The organism is Micromonospora sp. LHW51205, from assembly GCF_003315815.1.
Classification (GTDB): domain Bacteria; phylum Actinomycetota; class Actinomycetes; order Mycobacteriales; family Micromonosporaceae; genus Micromonospora; species Micromonospora chalcea.
Map to the genome: position 1 here is coordinate 322,701 of NZ_QMEZ01000003.1, position 18,488 is coordinate 341,188.

16 protein-coding genes and 1 riboswitch are annotated in these 18,488 nt (G+C 74.3%); of the genes, 9 read left to right on the plus strand and 7 right to left on the minus strand.

The window, feature by feature from the left end; all coding sequences use genetic code 11:
• Positions 1 to 2: 2 nt before the first annotated feature.
• Entirely contained in the window at positions 3 to 1,286 is a 1,284-nt protein-coding gene (locus tag DQE82_RS13815) for a sulfite oxidase (RefSeq protein WP_113972893.1), read from the plus strand.
• A 7-nt stretch (positions 1,287 to 1,293) separates the two neighbouring features.
• Here the strand turns inward: DQE82_RS13815 and DQE82_RS13820 are convergent, their stop codons facing one another.
• From DQE82_RS13820 to DQE82_RS13830, 3 genes are all read right to left on the minus strand, one after another.
• The gene (locus DQE82_RS13820) at positions 1,294 to 1,836 is read right to left on the minus strand and encodes an RNA 2'-phosphotransferase (protein WP_113972894.1); all 543 of its coding nucleotides are present in this window, start codon (positions 1,834 to 1,836) and stop codon (positions 1,294 to 1,296) included.
• Positions 1,837 to 2,047: 211 nt separating this feature from the next.
• Positions 2,048 to 3,097 carry an aldo/keto reductase gene (locus tag DQE82_RS13825; RefSeq protein WP_113972895.1) on the minus strand — a complete coding sequence of 350 codons (1,050 nt, stop codon included), beginning with the start codon at positions 3,095 to 3,097 and terminating at the stop codon, positions 2,048 to 2,050.
• 79 nt (positions 3,098 to 3,176) lie between these two features.
• Positions 3,177 to 5,147, minus strand: coding sequence for an ABC transporter ATP-binding protein (locus DQE82_RS13830; RefSeq protein ID WP_113972896.1), 1,971 nt, complete (start codon positions 5,145 to 5,147; stop codon positions 3,177 to 3,179).
• 243 nt (positions 5,148 to 5,390) lie between these two features.
• Here DQE82_RS13830 and pgi point away from each other — a divergent pair, with 243 nt between their 5' ends.
• Entirely contained in the window at positions 5,391 to 7,025 is a 1,635-nt protein-coding gene (pgi, locus tag DQE82_RS13835) for a glucose-6-phosphate isomerase (RefSeq protein WP_064446469.1), read from the plus strand.
• Between the two features lie 47 nt (positions 7,026 to 7,072).
• Here pgi and DQE82_RS13840 read toward each other — a convergent pair whose 3' ends face one another.
• Positions 7,073 to 7,483, minus strand: coding sequence for a hypothetical protein (locus DQE82_RS13840; protein WP_064445691.1), 411 nt, complete (start codon positions 7,481 to 7,483; stop codon positions 7,073 to 7,075).
• Positions 7,484 to 7,521: 38 nt separating this feature from the next.
• The gene (locus tag DQE82_RS13845) at positions 7,522 to 8,064 is read right to left on the minus strand and encodes a GNAT family N-acetyltransferase (protein ID WP_043323469.1); all 543 of its coding nucleotides are present in this window, start codon (positions 8,062 to 8,064) and stop codon (positions 7,522 to 7,524) included.
• Positions 8,065 to 8,123: 59 nt separating this feature from the next.
• On the opposite strand from DQE82_RS13845, the gene DQE82_RS13850 reads away from it, so the two are divergent.
• Positions 8,124 to 9,458 carry an SWIM zinc finger family protein gene (locus DQE82_RS13850; RefSeq protein ID WP_113972897.1) on the plus strand — a complete coding sequence of 445 codons (1,335 nt, stop codon included), beginning with the start codon at positions 8,124 to 8,126 and terminating at the stop codon, positions 9,456 to 9,458.
• Positions 9,455 to 11,986, plus strand: coding sequence for a DUF6493 family protein (locus tag DQE82_RS13855; protein ID WP_113972898.1), 2,532 nt, complete (start codon positions 9,455 to 9,457; stop codon positions 11,984 to 11,986). The genes DQE82_RS13850 and DQE82_RS13855 overlap by 4 nt, the downstream gene beginning before the upstream one ends.
• Position 11,987: 1 nt before the next feature.
• Here the strand turns inward: DQE82_RS13855 and DQE82_RS13860 are convergent, their stop codons facing one another.
• The gene (locus DQE82_RS13860; protein WP_064445687.1) at positions 11,988 to 12,440 is read right to left on the minus strand and encodes a hypothetical protein; all 453 of its coding nucleotides are present in this window, start codon (positions 12,438 to 12,440) and stop codon (positions 11,988 to 11,990) included.
• Positions 12,441 to 12,504: 64 nt separating this feature from the next.
• Entirely contained in the window at positions 12,505 to 13,821 is a 1,317-nt protein-coding gene (locus DQE82_RS13865; protein WP_113972899.1) for a hypothetical protein, read from the minus strand.
• Between the two features lie 328 nt (positions 13,822 to 14,149).
• Between DQE82_RS13865 and DQE82_RS13870 the strand changes: the two genes are divergently transcribed.
• From DQE82_RS13870 to DQE82_RS13885, 5 genes are all read left to right on the plus strand, one after another.
• Positions 14,150 to 15,625, plus strand: coding sequence for an NAD(P)/FAD-dependent oxidoreductase (locus DQE82_RS13870; protein WP_069088492.1), 1,476 nt, complete (start codon positions 14,150 to 14,152; stop codon positions 15,623 to 15,625).
• A gap of 69 nt (positions 15,626 to 15,694) precedes the next feature.
• A riboswitch (SAM riboswitch) is annotated at positions 15,695 to 15,805 on the plus strand.
• 33 nt (positions 15,806 to 15,838) lie between these two features.
• The gene (locus DQE82_RS31325) at positions 15,839 to 15,964 is read left to right on the plus strand and encodes a hypothetical protein (RefSeq protein ID WP_255361248.1); all 126 of its coding nucleotides are present in this window, start codon (positions 15,839 to 15,841) and stop codon (positions 15,962 to 15,964) included.
• 110 nt (positions 15,965 to 16,074) lie between these two features.
• Positions 16,075 to 16,929 carry an ABC transporter substrate-binding protein gene (locus tag DQE82_RS13875; protein ID WP_113972900.1) on the plus strand — a complete coding sequence of 285 codons (855 nt, stop codon included), beginning with the start codon at positions 16,075 to 16,077 and terminating at the stop codon, positions 16,927 to 16,929.
• A gap of 38 nt (positions 16,930 to 16,967) precedes the next feature.
• Positions 16,968 to 17,744, plus strand: a complete 777-nt coding sequence (locus DQE82_RS13880) for an amino acid ABC transporter permease (protein ID WP_069088490.1) — start codon at positions 16,968 to 16,970, stop codon at positions 17,742 to 17,744.
• A complete protein-coding gene (locus DQE82_RS13885) occupies positions 17,741 to 18,484 on the plus strand; it encodes an amino acid ABC transporter ATP-binding protein (protein ID WP_113972901.1) in 744 nt (247 codons plus the stop codon). The genes DQE82_RS13880 and DQE82_RS13885 overlap by 4 nt, the downstream gene beginning before the upstream one ends.
• The last annotated feature ends 4 nt before the right edge of the window (positions 18,485 to 18,488 follow it).

Here is an 18,488-nt window from a genome sequence, read left to right on the forward strand (position 1 = left end):
CCGTGAGTCAGTCCTCGTCCTCAGCCGAAGCCGTCCACGACGCCGACCGGAGCCGGCAGTGGCTCGCCGGGCAGGCACACGGGCCGGGCGTCGACCGTGACCGGCTGCTGGAGGTGGGCGCGGCGATGGCCGCGGTGACCGCCGCCGCCGCGGAGCGCGAGCCGGTAGCGGTGGCGTCCGCGCCGGTCGGCGTCGACCCCGGCGCGCCGATCGTCAAGCCGCTGCCGGCGGAGCTGCTGCGCCCGCTGGACACCAACGCCGAGATGCGCTGGCCGTCGATGGCCGGCCAGGGGTACGTGGTCCCGATCGACCGCTTCTTCGTCCGCAACCACACGGTCACGCCGCACCTGGACGCGGCCACCTGGCGGCTGCGCCTGTTCGGCGACGGGCTGCGCGGCGCGCCGACCCGGGACGACGCAATCGAGTTCGACCTCGACGAGCTGCGCCGGCTGCCCGCCGAGGAGCACGCGGCGCTGCTGGAGTGCGCCGGCAACGGGCGCCGCTACTTCGCCGAGCAGCAGGGCGACCCCGCCCCGGGCGTGGCGTGGGGGCTGGGCAGCGTCGGCGTGGCCCGCTGGCGGGGCGTGCGGCTCGGCACCGTGCTGCGCCTGGCCGGGCTGCGCGACGAGGCGGTCGACGTGATGCCCGAGGGCCTCGACCCGGACTACGTCTCCGGCGGGGTCAACCTCGGCCGGGTACGCCGTCCGATGCCCATCGCGAAGGCGCTGGACGACGTGCTGCTGGCGTACGAGATGAACGGCGAGCCGCTCCCAGCCGACCACGGTTTCCCGGTGCGGGTCGTGGTGCCCGGCTGGGTCGGCATCGCCTCGATCAAGTGGGTGGGCGCGATCGAGGTCTCCACCACCCCGCTGTTCTCGCCGTGGAACACGCAGTTCTACCGCATGTTCGGCCCCGGCCACCCCGCCGGCGGCACCGCGCTCACCGCCCAGCCGGTGCGCAGCGCGTTCGAGCTGCCCTGGGACGCCCGGCTGCCGGCCGGTGAGGAGGTGCTGCTGACCGGCCGCTCCTGGTCCGGCAACGGCCCGATCGCGCACGTCGAGGTGGACACCGGCGACGGGTGGCGCCCGGCCGACCTGGTCACCGCGGACCGGGGCGGCGCCTGGCAGCGCTGGACCGTCCGCTGGCGCCCGCCGGCCACGGGCCGGCACACGCTGCGTGCCCGGGCCACCGACTGCACCGGCGCCGTCCAGCCCGACCGGGCCGCCGTGAACGACCTCGCATACCTGTTCGACGCCGTGGTGGCCCACCCGGTCACCGCCTGCTGACCGCCGCTCAGGTGGCGCCGAGGTAGGCCGGCGGCACGGTGTCGGTGAGCCACACCCCGTTGGCCGAGCGGTAGAACAGGTACCCCGCCTCGGCCATCGCCGCCGCGTCCACCGTCAGCACCACCACCGCGCCGCCCCGGCGCGCGCCGACGCGCCGGGCCGTCGCCACATCAGGTGACAGGTGTACGTGGTGCCGCCCGCCCCGGCGCAGCCCCTGCTCCCGGATCGCGTCCAGCACGGCCTCGCCGGTGCCGTGGAAAAGCCGGGGCGGCGGCGCGGCCGGGGTGAGGCCGAGGTCGACCGGAACGGAGTGCCCCTGGTTGGCGCGGATCCGGTCGGCCCCGTCCGGGCCGGTCTCCACCGCGAAGCGCTGCTTGTCGTTGCCCGCGACCACGGCGTCCAGGTGGGCACGGCTGATCCTGAGCCCGGCGAGCACGTCCGCGACCGGCACCCAGCCCGCCCGGTCGAGCCGCAGGCCGTACGCGTCGGGCCGGTGCCGCAACGCCAGCGACAGCCGCTTGCTCACCCGAACAAGATCGCGATGTTCCACCCGTCCAGTGTGGAGCCGCCCTCGCCCCCCTGTCGACGCAGTTCCCCAGCCGCCCTCCCCGCCTTGCCCCCGCGCCGCCGATCTTGCGGTTTCCGCCCCTCGGGTGTCCGGATCGCGCTGTTTGCCGGGGCCGGAACTTCATGATCGACGGGCGGGGAGCCGAGGGCGGCGAGGAAGGAGGGACGGGGAGAGGGCGGGTGGGCGGGACGGGTCAGGCTGCGGCTCGGTCCGGGAGGGGGCGGCGGCGGTGGGACGGGTCGGTCAGGGTCGGCGGGGACCAGGCGCCGTCGGGCTGGTAGAGGTTCGTGCCCGGCGGGACGATCTCGTCGATACGGTCCAGCACCGCGTCGTCGAGCGTCAGCTCCGCCCCGGCGAGCAGAGCGTCCAGCTGGTCCATCGTGCGCGGCCCGATGATGGTCGACGTGACCGCCGGATGCACGGCGGTGAACGCCACGGCGAGCTGCGGCAGCGTGCAGCCCACCTCGTCGGCGAGCGCCACCAGTTGCTCGACGGCGGCGTACTTGGCGGCGTTGCCCGGCAGCGCCGGGTCGAAGCGGGCCGGGGTGAGCGCCGGGCGCCCGGCGCCGAGGTCGACGGGCCGGCCCTGCCGGTACCGGCCGGACAGGAACCCGGAGGCCAGCGGACTCCACACCAGCACGCCCATCCGGTAGCGGCGGCAGACCGGCAGCACCGACGTCTCGATGCCGCGCGCCAGGATCGAGTACGGCGGCTGCTCGGTGCGGAATCGGCCCAGCGCACGCCGCTCGGCGACGTGGTGCGCCTCCACGATCTCCTCGGCCGGGAAGGTCGAGCAGCCGAACGCGCGGATCTTCCCGGCCCGGACCAGGTCGGTGAGCGCGCCGAGCGTCTCCTCGACGTCCGTGGTGTGGTCGGGGCGGTGCACCTGGTAGAGGTCGATCCAGTCGGTGCCCAGCCGGCGCAGGCTGTCCTCGACCGCACGGACGATCCAGCGGCGCGAGTTGCCGCCCCGGTTGGGCCCCTCCCCCATCGGGAAGTGGACCTTCGTGGCGAGCACCACGTCGTCGCGGCGGCCACGCAGGGCCTTGCCGACGATCTCCTCGGACTCGCCGGCCGAGTACATGTCGGCGGTGTCCACGAAGTTGACGCCGCGGTCAAGTGCCGCGTGGACGATCCGGGCGCAGTCGTCGTGGTCGGGGTTGCCGACCGCGCCGAACATCATGGTGCCGAGGCAGTGGACGCTGACCTCGATGCCGGTGCCGCCGAGGACGCGATAGCGCATGTGTGAGCTCCCTGGTTCGCACCGCGCCGGCCGGATGGCGCGCGGTCCGGTCACGGTAGGAGTTCGAGTGCGCTGGAGGTCAACCGTCGGCGGCGGGTTCCGCGCTGCCGGCGAGGTAGCCGGCCGCCTGCAACTCGAACAGCTCGCGGTAGAGCCCGCCCTGGGCCATCAACGTGTCGTGGTTGCCGGACTGCACGAGCCGGCCGTGGTCCATCACGAAGATCCGGTCGGCGTGCCGCACGTTCGCCAGCCGGTGGGTGATCAGCACGACGGCCCGGTCCGGGTGCCGCCGCAGATGCTGGAAGAGGGCGTGCTCGGCACGCGCGTCCAGCGCGGCGGACGGCTCGTCGCAGATCAGCAGCCGGGCGTCGCGGTAGAGGCCTCGTGCGGCCACCAGCCGCTGCCACTGCCCGCCGGACAGGTCCTGGCCGTCCTTGAACTGCCGGTCCAGCAGCGTGTCGTACCCGAACGGCAGCTCGCTAATCATGTCGTGCGCGGCGGCGTCGCGGGCGGCGGTCTCCACGCTGGGGCCGGGCCCGTCGGCGCGGTCGTGGCGGCCGACGCGGATGTTCTGCCGGGCGGTGAACGGGAACTTCCACCAGTCCTGGCTCATCACCGCGACCTGGGCGGCGGTCTGCCGTGGGTCCAGTTCGGCGGTGTCCACGCCGTCCCAGCGGATCGTGCCGCCGGTGGGCCGGTAGAGGCCGGCGATCAGCTTGGCGAGCGTGGTCTTGCCGGAGCCGTTCTCCCCCACCAGCGCGATCACCTCACCGCGCCGGAACGTGAGGCTTACCTCGTCGACCGCCGCCGTGTCGGTGTCCGGGTAGCGCAGGCTGACCCGCTCGACGTCGATGCGCGTGAACCCGTCGACGGGCAGGTGCCCGCCGGCTGGGATCCGCCGGGTGGCCCGGTCGAGGAAGTCGCGGTAGTCCTGGTAGTAGAGCGCGTCCTCGTAGAGCGAGTTGGTGGCGAAGATCGCGGTGCGCAGGCTCGTACGCGCGGACTGGAGCGCGAGCAGCGCGGTGGCCGCCGCCGCCAGCGCGACCACGCCGCCCATCAGCAGCCCGCCCAGTACGGCGTAGACCGCGAACGCGGCCACGCCGGTCACCGACAGGCCGAGTCCTCGGGTGACGGTCTGCGAACGGGCCAGCCGGAGCTGGGCCTGGGTCTCGACGGTCATCATCCGGTGGTACTCGGCCAGCAGGAAGTCCCGCATCTGGTAGGCACGGATCTCGGCGGCGGTGTGCCGATCGGCCATCAAACGGGCCAGCAGGTACATCCGGCGGCGACGGGTGATCCAGGCCAGCAGCGCCAGGTACTGCCGCCGCGCCAGTTTGACCGCGGTGACCGCCTCGGGCACCGCGGCGAGCAGCAGGCACGGCAGCAGGACGGGCTGGATGACGGTGACCGCGGCGGCGGTGGCCAGCACACCCACGACCCCGGTCACCAGGTTCACGGTGTGGTCCACGATCGACGCGGCCTCGGCCATGCCCCGATCCCGGGCACGATCCATCTCCTCGGCGAAGCCGGCGTCGTCGAACGCGGCGAGTTCCACAGCGGTGGTCGCCTCGAACAGCCGGAGTTCCACCTGGTAGTTGATCTGCGGGATGAGCCGCGCCTGCGCCCAGCCGGCGGCGACAGTCAGCGCTCCCCGGGCCGTCACGGCGGCGGCCGCGAGCAGGAGCGCGGGCAGGGCCGCCCGGATCCGGTCCGGTGTGGGCCCGTCGGCGAAGAGTTGCCGGAGCACGCCGGTGGTGGCGAGCAGGCCGAAGGTGGTGAGCAGGCCGGCGACCACGTTGAGCCCGATCGAGGCGAGCGTGTCTCGGCGGCTGGTCGCCCAGGCCAGGCCGATGGCCTCGCGGACGAGGGCGGGCAGCCGGCGCGCCACCGACCAGAAGCTGGTGTGGGCGAACTCGGTGGCGCGGTTCATCCAGTGCCCGTCCGCCAGCTCCGGCAGCGGCGTCTCGTCGCCCGCCGCGCTCCCGGCCGGGGCGGGCTCGTCCGGCGGGTGCTCGTCCGAGGGGCGCCGAGGACCGAAAACCGCTGCCATACGCGTCTCCTCCGGTACGCCGACGACTCCGGAGCTTACGTTCCGCAATCGACAGATGTCTCCCCGTGTTCGGCGTGTCGTACAGGCGTCCCAACCGCGTGTCCACCGGGCGGCGGGCGAAAGACCGCCCGCACGGTGGTCGCCGCCGGGTCGCGTCGCGCGCGACCGGTCCGGGTGGCAGGCTTGTGGGGTTCGCCGGCGCAGGCCGGCCGACCGCCCGTCGTGAAGGAGAAGATCGACCCGATGGCTGTGGACGTCACCACCACCGACGAATGGCAGGCGCTGCGCAAGCACGCCGAGGCGATGCGCGGCACGCACCTGCGCGACCTGTTCGCCGCCGACGGGCAGCGGGGTGAGCGGCTCACCGGTGAGGTCGCCGACCTGCACGTGGACTACAGCAAGAACCTGATCACCGACGAGACCGTCGCGCTGCTCGGCGCGCTCGCCGAGCGGGTCGGGCTGGCCGACCGGATCGCGGCCATGTTCGCCGGGCGGCACATCAACGTGACCGAGGACCGGGCCGTGCTGCACACCGCGCTGCGCCTGCCCGCGGACGCCTCGCTCACCGTGGACGGCCAGGACGTGGTCGCCGACGTGCACGCCGTGCTGGACCGCATGTCGGCGTTCGCGCAGCGGGTGCGCTCCGGCTCGTGGCGCGGCCACACCGGCGAGCGGATCACCACTGTGGTGAACATCGGCATCGGCGGCTCCGACCTGGGGCCGGTGATGGCGTACGAGGCGCTGAAGGCGTACCGGGACGCGGGCATCAGCTGCCGGTTCGTGTCGAACATCGACCCGACCGACATCCACGACAAGACCGCCGACTTGGACCCGGCGAGCACGCTGTTCGTGGTGGTCTCCAAGACGTTCTCCACCCAGGAGACGCTCGCCAACGCCGACCAGGCGCGGCGCTGGCTGCTCGCCGGGCTGGACGCGGACGACGACGCGGTGGCCCGCCACTTCGTCGCGGTCAGCACCAACGAGCAGCGGGTCCGGGACTTCGGCATCGACCCGGAGAACATGTTCGGCTTCTGGGACTGGGTGGGCGGACGCTACTCGCTGCCGTCGGCGGTCGGCCTGTCGGTGATGCTCGCGATCGGGCCGGACCGGTTCCGCGAGATGCTGGCCGGCTACCACGCGGTCGACGAGCACTTCCGGTCCGCTCCGGTGGAACGCAACGTGCCGGCGCTGCTCGGCCTGCTCAACGTCTGGTACACCGACTTCCTCGGCGCGGAGACCCACGCGGTGCTGCCCTACTCGCAGTACCTGCACCGCTTCCCCGCCTACCTGCAGCAGCTCACCATGGAGAGCAACGGCAAGTCGGTACGCGTCGACGGCTCGCCGGTGACGTACCCGACCGGGGAGATCTTCTGGGGTGAGCCGGGCACCAACGGCCAGCACGCCTTCTACCAGCTCATCCACCAGGGCACCCGGCTGATCCCGGCGGACTTCATCGCGTTCAGCCGGCCCAACCACGACCTGGGCGACATGCACGACCTGTTCATGTCGAACTTCTTCGCCCAGACCGCCGCGCTGGCGTTCGGGCGGACCCGGGAGCAGGTGGAGGCCGAGGGCACCGCGCCCGAGGTGGTGGCGCACCGGGTGATGGCCGGCAACCACCCGACCACGTCGATCCTGGCGCCGAAGCTCACCCCGTCGACGCTGGGCCAGCTGATCGCGCTCTACGAGCACATCACGTTCACCGAGGCCGCGGTCTGGGACATCAACGCCTTCGACCAGTGGGGTGTGGAGCTGGGCAAGGTGATGGCCAACCAGCTCGCGCCGAAGCTGACCGGGCCGGACCCGGACCTGGCCGACGTGGACACCTCGACCGCCGAACTGATCCGCCGCTACCGGGCCGAGCGCGGCCGGAGCTGACCGCGTACCCGTGGCGTCCCGCGCGCGACCGGCCGGGACGCCACGGGTCAGCGGCGCAGCAGGTCGGCGTGCGCGGCGCGCAGCCGGATCAGCGCCGGGTCGCCGGCCGGGGCGCGGCGGTCGAGTTCGGCCCACGCCTCGGCCAGCGCGTCGGCCAGCGCCCGCAACTCGGCGGCGTGCCGCCGGCCGGACTGCTGGTGCAGCTCCTCCAGGCGGCGGGCCCAGCCGGCGCTGATCGCGGCGACCCGGTCGGCGTCGGCGCGCGCCTGGGCCCCGGTGCGGGCGGCCGGCGCGGGCACGATCGCGGCGATCGGGCGGGAATCGCCGTCGCGGGTGACGAGGGTGACGGTGTCGGTCAGCTCGGCCAGGGAGACGAGCTGGGTGAGCCGGGTGCGGACCTCGCGCAGCGGCAGGGCGCGCGGCTGCGGGGACCGGTCGGCCAGTGCGGGGACAGCCATGGACACATGTTCACGTCCGGGTACGACAGTTTCGGCGGTCAGGCCGTCCACTCCGGCGCCAGCACCGACCAGACCTCCATGTCGGCGCGGCCCTCCGGCGTCGCGGCGGCCCCGCGCAGGACGCCGTCGCGGCTCATACCGAGCCGCTTGGCGACGGCGATGCTGCGGTCGTTGCCGGCCTTCGTGATCCACTCGACCCGGTGGATGCCGCGCTCCCGCACCGCCCAGTCGATGATCACGCGCGCGGCGCGGGTGACCAGGCCCTGCCCCTCGGCGCCCGGTTCCAGCCAGCAGCCCGCCTCGCACACCCCGCGCGCGGTGCTCAGCGACACGAACAGCACGCCGCCGACGAGCGTGCCGCGCTGCCAGATGCCCCAGAGGCCGCCGTCGTCGCGGGCCCACCGGTCGGCGTACGCCTGGAGGACCTTGCGGGCCGACTCGGCGTCGGTGGCGACGAAGGACGCGCCGACCCACGGCGAGATGTGCTCGCGGCAGCGGTCGAGGTTGGCCAGGAACTCGTCGGCGTGCCAGGGCGACAGTGGACGCAGCTCCGCGTCGTCGGTGAGGGCGTGGGCGAACATCAGAGGAAGCTAGCAGGACCGTCGCGCTTTTGTCGGTCGGTCCCTCTACGGTCTGCGCCGTGAACGCCGTCCAGACGTACCGATACCTTCAGCCGTCCGCGCTGCGCGCCGCCGGTCTCGATCTGCAGACCTGCGGCGGCCCGGCGGCCAACCCGCGCTTCTTCGCCGGGTTCCTCACCGCTCCCGCCGCCGCGGCGGCCGGGCTGCTCGCCGTCGCCGAGGTGGCCCGCACCCGCTACCACCAGCCGGTCAACCCGGCCAGCCTGGACCCGGTGGTCACCGGCAGCCGGGGCCGCCTGCGGTTCGAGTCGTTCTCCGGCTGCTGCGGGGTGTACGCCCGGATGGACGTCCTGCCGGCCGGGCTGGACGGCGAGATCAGCGGCCACGGCACCACGAACGTGGACGTGAACCCGCCGCTGCGGGAGGCGCTGGCCCGGGTGGGCGGCATCGAGCCGCTGCACGTGGCGGTCGGCCCGGACGACCTGACCGTCTCCACCATGGACGGCTCGGTGGTCGAGCGGAAGGTGCCGCTGCCCGGACGCTGGCTGCGCGGCTTCGCCGAGGTGCACGTGCTCACCGCCGGCTTCGAGCCGCGCGCCGAGATCCCGGCGGCGGAGGCGGCGGCGTTCCTGCGCCGGCTGCCCGCCGCGACGGACCGCAGCGTGCTGTGGGCGGTGCCCGCCGGGCGTACGCTGCGGCTGACCTCCCGCCCGGCGCCGGGCGCGGTCTGCCTGGCCGGCGCGGGCCGGCTGGCGGCGCTGCGCGACGTGCTGCGCCACGCCCGCACGCTGCGGGTGTACGGCCCGGCGGTGCGCGCCGGATCGCCGGCCGTGCCGAGCACGTGGGAGCTGGACACCGGGGCGCTGCGGGTGTCGCTGACGCTGTCCCCCGAGCCGTACCGGGGGTTCTCCGGCGAGGGCGCGGCGCTGGCAGCGCTCGCCGGTGACGACGTGGTCGACGACGCGGAACTGGTAGGCGCGCTGCTCAACTGGGATCCGACGATCGACGTGGCCGCGCTGGCCGACGCCGCCGCGCTGCCCGACGGGCGGGTGCGTGCCGCGCTCGCCCAGCTGGGCACCGCCGGGCGGGTCGGGTACGACGTGGCGGACGGGGCGTACTTCCACCGGGTGATGCCCTACGACGCGGGCCGCGCGGAGCGGGACAACCCGCGGCTGCTCGGCGCGCGGGCGCTGGTCGAGCGCGGCGCGGTCGAGCGCGACGGCGAGGACGCGACGGTACGCACCGACGCCGAGGTCTACCGGGTGCGCCGCCACCCGGACGGCGCATACTCCTGCACCTGTCGCTGGTGGGCGCGGCACCGCGGGCAGCGGGGGCCGTGCCGGCACGCGCTGGCCGTGTCGATGGTCGCGGCGCCGGTGGAGGTGCTGTCGTGACCGGGTTCGTCGAGGCGGTGGTGCGCGGCAGGATGTCCGAGGTCCGCTCCGCCCTGGCCGGGTTGGACGAGCCGGCCCGGCGGGCGCTCGGCGACGAACTGGTCGCCGACGTGCGCCGCAGGCGGGACGCCTGGTGGTGGCAGGGCGAGGCGGCGACGCTGGCGGTCGCAGCGGTGGGGACGCTGAGCACGCCGACGAAGGTGGCCGCGCTGCTCGGCCGCCGCTCGGTCTGGCTGAGCGGCGTCGACGCCGCGCCGGTGGTCGACGTGGCCCGGGAACGCGGGGTGACCTGGCTGGCGGACGTGGCGTACAAGCTGGCCGACCGGCTGCCCCGGGACCGGATGCTCGCGGGCTGGCGGTTCGTCGCCGGTCTCCTGCTGGCGGAGAAGGCGCCGCCGCCGACCGGGGACGACTTCGTGCGCGGGTGGGCGGCCGCACAGGGCTCCCCGGCCCCACGCGGGACGCGCCCACCCACTGTGGACCGGCTGCGCGCGGACCCGTTCCTGGACGCGCTGCTGCCGCGCCTGTTCGAGGTGGACGGCGTGGGCACCGAACTGGCCCGCGGCGACGGCGCGGGCACGGACGCGGATGCCCTGCCCCGTGCGCTGGCGGCGCTGGCGGCGGAGGGCCGGCTCGACCGCGCTGCCCTGCTCAACGGCGTGCTCGGCCGGCTGCTGCGCGGCGACCGGCCCGGCGCGCTGCGCCCGTTCCTGGCGCTGCACGACCTGCTGGCGCCGACCCCCGACGAGGTGGCGGTGCGGTCGAGCGCCTATCTGCGGCTGCTCGCCGACGGGCCGGGGCCGGTGGCCCGCGCCGCCCAGCGGACGCTGCGGGAGGCCGGTGACGCCGCCGAGCCGGAGGCGCTGTGGGAAACCGCCCGGACGGTGCTGGCCCGGCCGGAGAAGGCGCTGGTCCGGGCACAGTTGACCTGGCTCGACCGGCTGGCCCGGCAGCACCCGGATCAGGCCACGGAGGTCGGCGCGGTGCTCGCCGTGGCGGCCGGTCACCCGGACGCCGGACTGCGCGAGCGCGCGCTGGCGCTGGCGGCGCGGCACGGTCACCGGCCAGAGGCGGTCACCACCGTGGCCGAGCCTCGTGACGACCTGCCGCCGCCGCTGCCGGCAGCGGCCGCGCCACCGCCGATCGCCGACGTGGACGAGCTGGTGGAGGAGGTGGCGGCGACACTGCGCGGACTGTGGCCGGCCTCGGTGCTGGAACGGGTCATGGACGGGCTGCTGCGGCTGGGCACCCGTGACCGCGACCGTCTCGAGGTCGCGCTGGCGCCGGTGCTGCGCCGGGAGGAGGTGGCCGAGTACGAGCACATCTGGGCCCGGTCCGACCCCTCGTTCGAGATCGACCGGCTGCTGCTGTTCGTCGCGCGTATCGGGGACGCCACCCGGCGCCGCGACGGCTGGGCCTCGACGCTGGCTACGGCCGGTGGCGGGCCTGCCGCGGTGGCCTCCGGCCGCCCCGCGCCGATGTGGCTATACCGCCTCCGGCTGGCCGAGGCCGGGCAGCGCCTGGACGGCCGTGACGATCCAGGGCTGTTGTCCGCGCCCACCTCGGCCACCGGGGCGGTCGAACCGCAGGTGCTCTACGAGCGGCTGGCGGCGCTCGGCGACCGGCCGTACTGGAGGTGGGACTACACGCAGGCGTTGTTGCGCCTGCCGGCCGGGGTCGACGAGCCGCTTGCGGCCCGCGCCGAGGCGCTCGGCACGCCGGGCGGCGTCGAGCTGGCGGCCTGGCTGCGCGGCGGTGGCGTGCCGGCGCCGGTGCAGGAGGTGGTGACGGTGGGCCGGCGGGACCGGTCCGGCCGCTACGACTGGAGCTACGACCAGTTGCCGGAACGACGGCGGCTCGTCGCGCTCACCCCACCGGCCGACGTGGACGACCGGTTCGGCCTGCTCACTGTGCGGCCGGCGGCGATCGGCCGCCGGATCTTCGACGCCGGGCACCTGTGGCCGGCCGTCCTGCCCGGCCACCGGGGCGTGGTCGCCGCCCAGGTCCTTCCCGAGCTGGCCATGGCCGCCCAGGAGGACTTCGCCGGGCGTGGGCCGGTCCTGCTGACGCTCGCCGAGTGCACAGGCGCGGGCGGTCCGGCGCTGGACCTGGCCGTGGCGTACGGGCTGTGTGCCCGGCACGAGGCGGACCGGGTCGCCGCGCTCGACGCGCTGCTGCTCCTGGCCGCCGCCGGTGACCTGGACGCGCCGGCGGTGGGCGGGCATCTGGGCGAGATGGGGGCGCAGGGGCAGGTGATCCTCACCCGGGCCGTCACGCCGCTGCGGGACGCGCTGGCGGCGGGCGCCCGGCTGAGCGTCTGGCGGCTGCTCGCCGCGGCGTTGCCGCCCCTGCTGGCCGGGCCGACGCCACCGCGGGGCACGCCGGACCTGCTCGCGCTGGCGGCGGAGGCGGCGACCGCGACGGGCGTCCGGATCGAGGTACCAGGGCTGGCCGACGTGGTGGCCCGGGGCGGCAGCAGCCGGCTGGTCGCCGAGGCCCGGCGGCTCGCCGCCGCCCTGGCCGCCTGAGTCAGCCGCCCCCGTCGCCGGGCAGGTAGGCGCACAGCGCGTCGAACTGCGCCACGGTCAGGTACGAGGGATTCGCCGCCTGCGGCTGCCGGAGCACCTCGGCCCCGGCCAGCCGCGGGTCGGCGCGCAGCACCTCGCGGCGTACCCGCAGTGGCTCGTCCAGGATCGTCAGGTCCAGCGGCGCGGTCCACGGCTCGCCCGGCGCGCCGGGCTGCGGCGGGGCGGCGATCCGCCCGACGCCCCAGACGCCGTACGGCGTCCGGCCCCGGCTGCCGCTGGCCCAGAACACCACCGGCTGGCCGGCGCGCATCAGGCGTACCCGGTAGCCGGGGCGGACGCACCAGCCGGTGACGCGCGGGTCGGCGGCGAAGCGGGCCGTAAGGTCCACCGCGTCCGCGTTGCCCTTGATCAACCAGGCGCCGAGGTCGTCCAGGGTCACCCGCCGATCGGTCATCAGCCCATTCTGCGGTCCGCCCGGGCGAAGCGCCGGACGACGGGGCGGCGGGCCGGGGCGGCCGTCAGATGATCAGGTGGGTCCAGTAGGTGAGCCAGACCGCGAACAACGCGCCCTGCAGCAGCGCCAGCGCGGCGGTGAGCCAGCCGTCGAGGCCGGGCCGGCGAGCCCAGCGGGCCAGCACGAACGCGACCGGGAACGCGGCGAGCAGGTAGCGCAGGAGGCTCTTGTACACCGGCGGCCCCATCGACAGTGGCACCAGCACCACGACGAGCGTGTAGACCAGGTACGGCCAGTCGGTCCGGCGGCGCAGCCCGACGACCGCCACCACCAGCGTCGCCACCGCGATCCACACCCGCAGCGCATCGGCCGAGTTGCCGCCGAACAGCGCGGAACCGGCCACCGCCAGAGGGTTCTGCAACCGGATCCCCCAGCCGGTCTCCTGCGTGTGCTGATAGGCGAACCAGTCCCCGCTCTGCCAGCGGCAGAACGCCATGAACGTCAGCCATCCCGCCGGGACCAGCACCAGCGGCCAGCCCTCGCGCAGCAGGCGCGGCCACGCGCGCGGGCCGGCCCGCCAGCCGTGCTGGCGCAGCAGCACCAGCGCCAGCGGCGCCACCACGAGGAAGCCTACCGATCGGCTCATCGCCAGGAAGTAGCCGACCACGCCGACGACCAGCCAGCGGCGTCGTTCGGCGTACCAGAAGGTGGCCAGCGCCAGGCAGACGAACAGGGACTCGGTGAGCGCCGCCTGGAACAGGAACGCCGTCGGCAGGAGCAGCAGGTACCGGACCGCTCGCCGGCCGTCGGCCGGTGCGGCGCCGCCGAGCAGCCGGCCCCCCAGCCGGTACGCGAAGTAGAGCTGCACCACCAGCGCCACGTTGCTGACCAGCAGCAGAGCCCAGGCGGTGTGACCGCCGAGCAGCGGCGCGAGCGGCCGGGCCAGGAACGGATAGAGCAGCGGGAAGCCGAAGTCCGGCCACGGCCGGTCCAGTGGCAGCCGGGCCAGGTGCTCGTAGAGGAACGAGTCCCAGGCGAACCAGAGCGAGAACCAGCGGTGCGACGAAATCGCGTCCTGCTGCTCCCGCATCCCGGTCTCGCCGGCCGGCGGCGCGCCGGGCACCCCGTCCCAGGCGGCCAGCACCAGCACGCCGAGCAGGCTGAGCACGAGCTTCGAGCCGACGAAGACGGCGAACACGAATCCCCACGGCTCGGGCACCCCGCGGGCGACCCGGATTCCACGCGACCACCACCGGGTACGCCCGGAGCGCGCCCCGACGGCAGGGCCGGCCGCGCGTTCAGATTCGGCCGCGCGGAAGGATTCGGCCGCGCGTTCGGGGTCGGCCGCGCCACCGGGATCGACCCGCCGCTCCTCCGTCATCGCGCTCCCACCGGTCGGCCCCTGGCCGACGTGCCGGCCGGAAACCCGGCCCGCATTCCCCATCCGTCCCCGCCCACACCCGTCCGGCTCAGCCCCGCCCGTCCGGCCCGCCCCACAGCCCCGGCCACAGCCCGGTCGATCATGAGGTTGGCGGCGGCATATCGGACACCAAACGCCGTCAACTTCATGATCGACGGAGTCGGGCGGGCCGGGACGGGCGGGGCGGCGAGCGGACGGCGGATCCGGGTGGGTGCGCAGGTGAAGTTGCCGGTGGGGCGGGTATGCGCGGTGCCGCATCGGGAGGCTGGCGGCGGGGGGCGCGGACGGCATGGGTGACGGCGACGGAACCGTTATCATCGGGGCGGGGCCGGCCGGGTTGACCGCCGCGTACGAGCTGCTGCGGCACGGCGAGCCGGTCCGGGTCTACGAGGCCGACGACGTGGTCGGCGGGATCAGCCGGACCGTGGAACGCGAGGGCTGGCGCTTCGACATCGGCGGGCACCGCTTCTTCACCAAGGTGTCCCGGGTCGAGGACTTCTGGCACGAGATCCTGCCGGACGAGGACTTCCTGCTCCGGCCGCGGATGAGCCGGATCTACTACCGCGGGGCGCTGTTCGACTATCCGCTCAGCGCCGGAAACGCGCTGCGCAACCTCGGCCTGCTGGAGGCGGCGCGCTGTCTGGCCTCGTACGGCCGGGCCCGGCTGCGCCCTCCGAAGGACCAGTCGCACTTCGAGGGGTGGGTGTCGGCGCGGTTCGGCTGGCGGCTCTACTCGATCTTCTTCAAGACGTACACGGAGAAGGTCTGGGGGATGCCGGCGGACCAGTTGCAGGCCGACTGGGCGGCCCAGCGGATCAAGAACCTGTCGCTGGCCACCGCGATGCGCAACGCGCTGCTGCCCCGGCGCGACCGCACGGACGTGACCAGCCTGATCGAGGAGTTCCAGTACCCGAAGCACGGCCCCGGGATGATGTGGGAGCGCTGCGCCGAGGAGGTCGCCCGACGCGGCGGAACGGTACGCACCGGCGCCTGGGTGACCGAGGTACGGCGGGACCCGGCGGCCCGGCGGGCGACAGCGGTGACGCTCGTCGACGCGGACGGTGAGCGGACCGAGCCGGCCGATCATGTGATCTCCTCGATGCCGATCTCCGCGCTGGTGCGGGCGATGCGGCCGGAGGCACCGCCCGAGGTGCGGGCCGCCGCCGACGACCTGCGGTACCGGGACTTCCTGACCGTCGCGCTCGTGGTGCCGGAGGAGTTCTCGTTCCCGGACAACTGGATCTACGTGCACGACCCGGCGGCCCGGGTGGGCCGGATCCAGAACTTCGGCTCCTGGTCGCCGTACCTGGTCAAGGACGGGCGGACGTGCCTGGGGCTGGAGTACTTCGTGTTCGAGGGCGACGAGATGTGGCGGACGCCGGACGCCGAACTGGTCGCGTTCGCCACCGCCGAGCTGGAGCGGCTGGGCCTGGTCAAGCCCGGCTGCGTGGAGACCGGTTACGTGGTCCGGATGCCGAAGGCGTACCCGGTCTACGACGAGCGGTACCAGCGCAACGTCGACGTCATCCGGGGCTGGCTTGCTGCGAACGTGCCGAACGTGCACCCGGTCGGACGCAACGGCATGCACCGGTACAACAACGCCGACCATTCGATGCTCACCGCGATGCTGACCGCGGAGAACATCGCGCACGGCGCGGAGCACGACGTCTGGACCGTCAACGTGGAACAGGACTACCACGAGCAGCGCAGCCCGTCGCGGCACGGCACCGGCCGGGACGCGCCGGTCGTCCCGGCCCGTCGGTAAGGCGCCGCGCGTGAGGGTGGTCATAACCGCTGGACGGCCGCCCCGGCGGTGCTGCTAGCCTTCTGGGCAGGTCATGAGCGCCAGCGCGAAGCCCCGGCTCGCTGGCCGGCAACCCTCCTCCGCGGTGGGGTGCCCCGGGTGAAGACCAGGCACCGGCAGCCGCCGGTGCAAGCGTGGCCTGGCACCCAGGTCAGCACCAGACCAGGGAGACCGATGTCCGTACCACCCTCCACCCCCTCCGGCGACGTCGCCGCGTACCCGGCCCGCTTCGCGCTGGTCAAGCGCCGCCACGTCGACCTGATGCGGGTGTGCAGCGACGCCTGTCGCCCCGCGCGCTGAGCGAGCGCCACCCCCCTCTTTCCGATCCATCCTTCTCCGGCCCGGTCGTCCGTCCGGCGGGCCGGCGCCGACGCGCGCCTCCGCGCGTCCATCCACTCTGGAGAGACATCGTGCGTTTCCGTACCGTCCTGACCCGTGCCGCCGCCGTCGGCGCGGCGGCCCTGCTCGCCGTCACCGCGCTCACCGCCTGCGGCGGCGACGACACCGACGCGGCCGACAACCCGTACGGCCTGCTCCAGCCCGGCGTGATCCGCGCCGGAACGCTCACCGACGCGCCGCCGAACGTCTTCCTCAAGGACGGCAAGTTCACCGGCTTCGACAACGAGCTGCTGCGCGCCGTGGCCGCCAAGATCGACCTGAAGGTGGAGTTCGTCGGCACCGACTTCTCCGCCCTGCTCGCCCAGGTCAACAGCGGCAAGTTCGACGTGGGCAGCTCCTCGATCACGATCACCGAGGCGCGCAAGAAGACAGTGGACTTCGGCAACGGCTACGACTTCGGCTACTTCGGCCTGGACGTGCCGGCCGGCTCCACGCTCACCGGCTTCGACCAGCTCGCCGGCAAGCGCGTGGTGGTGGTGCAGGGCACCGTGCAGGACGACTACGCCACCAAGCAGAACCTCGACCCGGTGCGCGTGCCCGACTACAACAGCGCGATCAACCAGCTCAAGGCCGGCACCGCGGACGCCTGGATCGCCCCGGCGGAGATCGGCGACAAGTCCGCCGCCGACAGCAACGGCAAGATCAAGGTCGCGGCGAAGCAGCTCAGCCCCACCCCGACCGCGTTCGCCGTGGCGAAGGGCAACGACAAGCTGCGCGAGGCGCTGAACAAGGGCCTCGACGAGGTGATCGCGGACGGCACGTGGAGCCGCCTGCAGGCGGAGTACTACCCGGGGCGGCCGATCCCGGCCGACTTCAAGCCCGGCAGCGGGTCGGTGGCGGCGCCGGCGCCGTCGGCCGCCTCCTGAGCCGGTAACCGAGCACGAGCAGGGCGGACGGAGCGGACATGGACCCACTGAGCACCCTCTGGGAGACGTTCTTCGACTGGGAGTCGATGCGCGAGGCGCTGCCCGAGATGCTGACCGTCGGGCTGCCCAACACGCTCACCCTGGCGGTCTCCGCCGCCCTGCTCGGCTCGGTGCTGGGCATGCTGCTGGCCGTCGCCGGCATCTCGCGTACCCGGTGGTTGCGCTGGCCGGCGCGGATCTACACCGACGTGTTCCGCGGCCTGCCGGCCGCGGCGACCATCCTGCTCATCGGCGTCGGCCTGGCGCCGCTGGGCATGCAGGTCTGGGGCCCGAACCCCTATCCCCTGGGCGTGCTGGCGCTGTCCCTGATCGCCGCCGCCTACCTCGGCGAGATCTTCCGGGCCGGCATCCTGAGCGTGGAGGCCGCCCAGCTGGAGGGCGCGCGGGCGCTCGGCTTCTCCTGGGGCGAGGCGATGCGCCTGGTGATCATCCCGCAGGGCGTACGCCGGGTGCTGCCCGCCTGGGTCAACCAGCTCATCTCGCTGATCAAGGACTCCAGCCTGGTCTACTTCCTCGGCCTGCTGGCCAGCCAGCGGGAGCTGTTCCGGATCGGGCAGGACTACGCCGCGAACACCGGCAACCAGTCCGCGCTGCTGCTGGCCGGGCTGTTCTACCTGTTGCTGACCGTGCCGCTGACCCACGCGGTGAACTGGCTGGACCGGCGGCTGCGGCAGGGCCGCCCGGCCGCGCCGCCCGAGCCGGAGCCGGACGCCGAGCCGGTCGACCTCACCCCGTCCGGAAAGGACCCGCGATGACCACCACCACCACCACCTCGGTCAGCCTGGCCGTCCGCGACGTGCACCTGGCCTTCGGCGCGCACCGGGTGCTGCGCGGCGCGGACCTGGACGTGGCGCGCGGCGGCGCCGCGTGCGTGATCGGTCCGTCCGGCTCCGGCAAGTCGACGCTGCTGCGCACCATCAACCGGCTGATCGAGCCGGACCGGGGCGACGTGCTGCTGGACGGCCGCAGCGTGCTGCGCGACGACCCGGACGCGCTGCGCCAGCGCATCGGCATGGTGTTCCAGCAGTTCAACCTCTTCCCGCACCTGAGCGTGCTGCGCAACATCACGCTGGCGCTGCGCAAGCTGAAGAAGCTCGACGAGGACGAGGCGGTGGCGCTCGCCCGCGCCCAGCTCGACCTGGTCGGCCTGGCCGGCAAGGCGGACGCGCGGCCGGCGCAGCTCTCCGGCGGGCAGCAGCAGCGCGTCGCGATCGCGCGGGCGCTGGCGCTGCGCCCGCAGGTGATGCTCTTCGACGAGGCGACCAGCGCGCTGGACCCGGAGCTGGTCAAGGGCGTGCTCGCGGTGATGGCGGACCTGGCCGCGGCCGGCATGACGATGGTCGTGGTGACGCACGAGATGGGGTTCGCGCGCAGCGTCGCCGACACGGTGGCGTTCATGGACGCGGGCGTGGTGCTGGAGTCCGGCCCGCCGGAGGCGGTGTTCGAGGCGCCGGAGCACCCGCGGCTGCGACGCTTCCTGTCCCAGGTTCTGTGACCGG

Excerpts from the sequence above, each read along its gene's own strand:
- DQE82_RS13880 (WP_069088490.1), top strand. The coding sequence starts at position 16,968 with ATGGACCCACTGAGCACCCTCTGGGAGACGTTCTTCGACTGGGAGTCG.
- DQE82_RS13825 (WP_113972895.1), bottom strand. The coding sequence starts at position 3,097 with ATGCGCTATCGCGTCCTCGGCGGCACCGGCATCGAGGTCAGCGTCCAC.
- DQE82_RS13870 (WP_069088492.1), top strand. The coding sequence starts at position 14,150 with ATGGGTGACGGCGACGGAACCGTTATCATCGGGGCGGGGCCGGCCGGG.
- DQE82_RS13840 (WP_064445691.1), bottom strand. The coding sequence starts at position 7,483 with ATGGCTGTCCCCGCACTGGCCGACCGGTCCCCGCAGCCGCGCGCCCTG.
- DQE82_RS13865 (WP_113972899.1), bottom strand. The coding sequence starts at position 13,821 with ATGACGGAGGAGCGGCGGGTCGATCCCGGTGGCGCGGCCGACCCCGAA.
- pgi (WP_064446469.1), top strand. The coding sequence starts at position 5,391 with ATGGCTGTGGACGTCACCACCACCGACGAATGGCAGGCGCTGCGCAAG.
- DQE82_RS13860 (WP_064445687.1), bottom strand. The coding sequence starts at position 12,440 with ATGACCGATCGGCGGGTGACCCTGGACGACCTCGGCGCCTGGTTGATC.
- DQE82_RS13845 (WP_043323469.1), bottom strand. The coding sequence starts at position 8,064 with ATGTTCGCCCACGCCCTCACCGACGACGCGGAGCTGCGTCCACTGTCG.
- DQE82_RS13830 (WP_113972896.1), bottom strand. The coding sequence starts at position 5,147 with ATGGCAGCGGTTTTCGGTCCTCGGCGCCCCTCGGACGAGCACCCGCCG.
- DQE82_RS13885 (WP_113972901.1), top strand. The coding sequence starts at position 17,741 with ATGACCACCACCACCACCACCTCGGTCAGCCTGGCCGTCCGCGACGTG.
- DQE82_RS31325 (WP_255361248.1), top strand. The coding sequence starts at position 15,839 with ATGTCCGTACCACCCTCCACCCCCTCCGGCGACGTCGCCGCGTACCCG.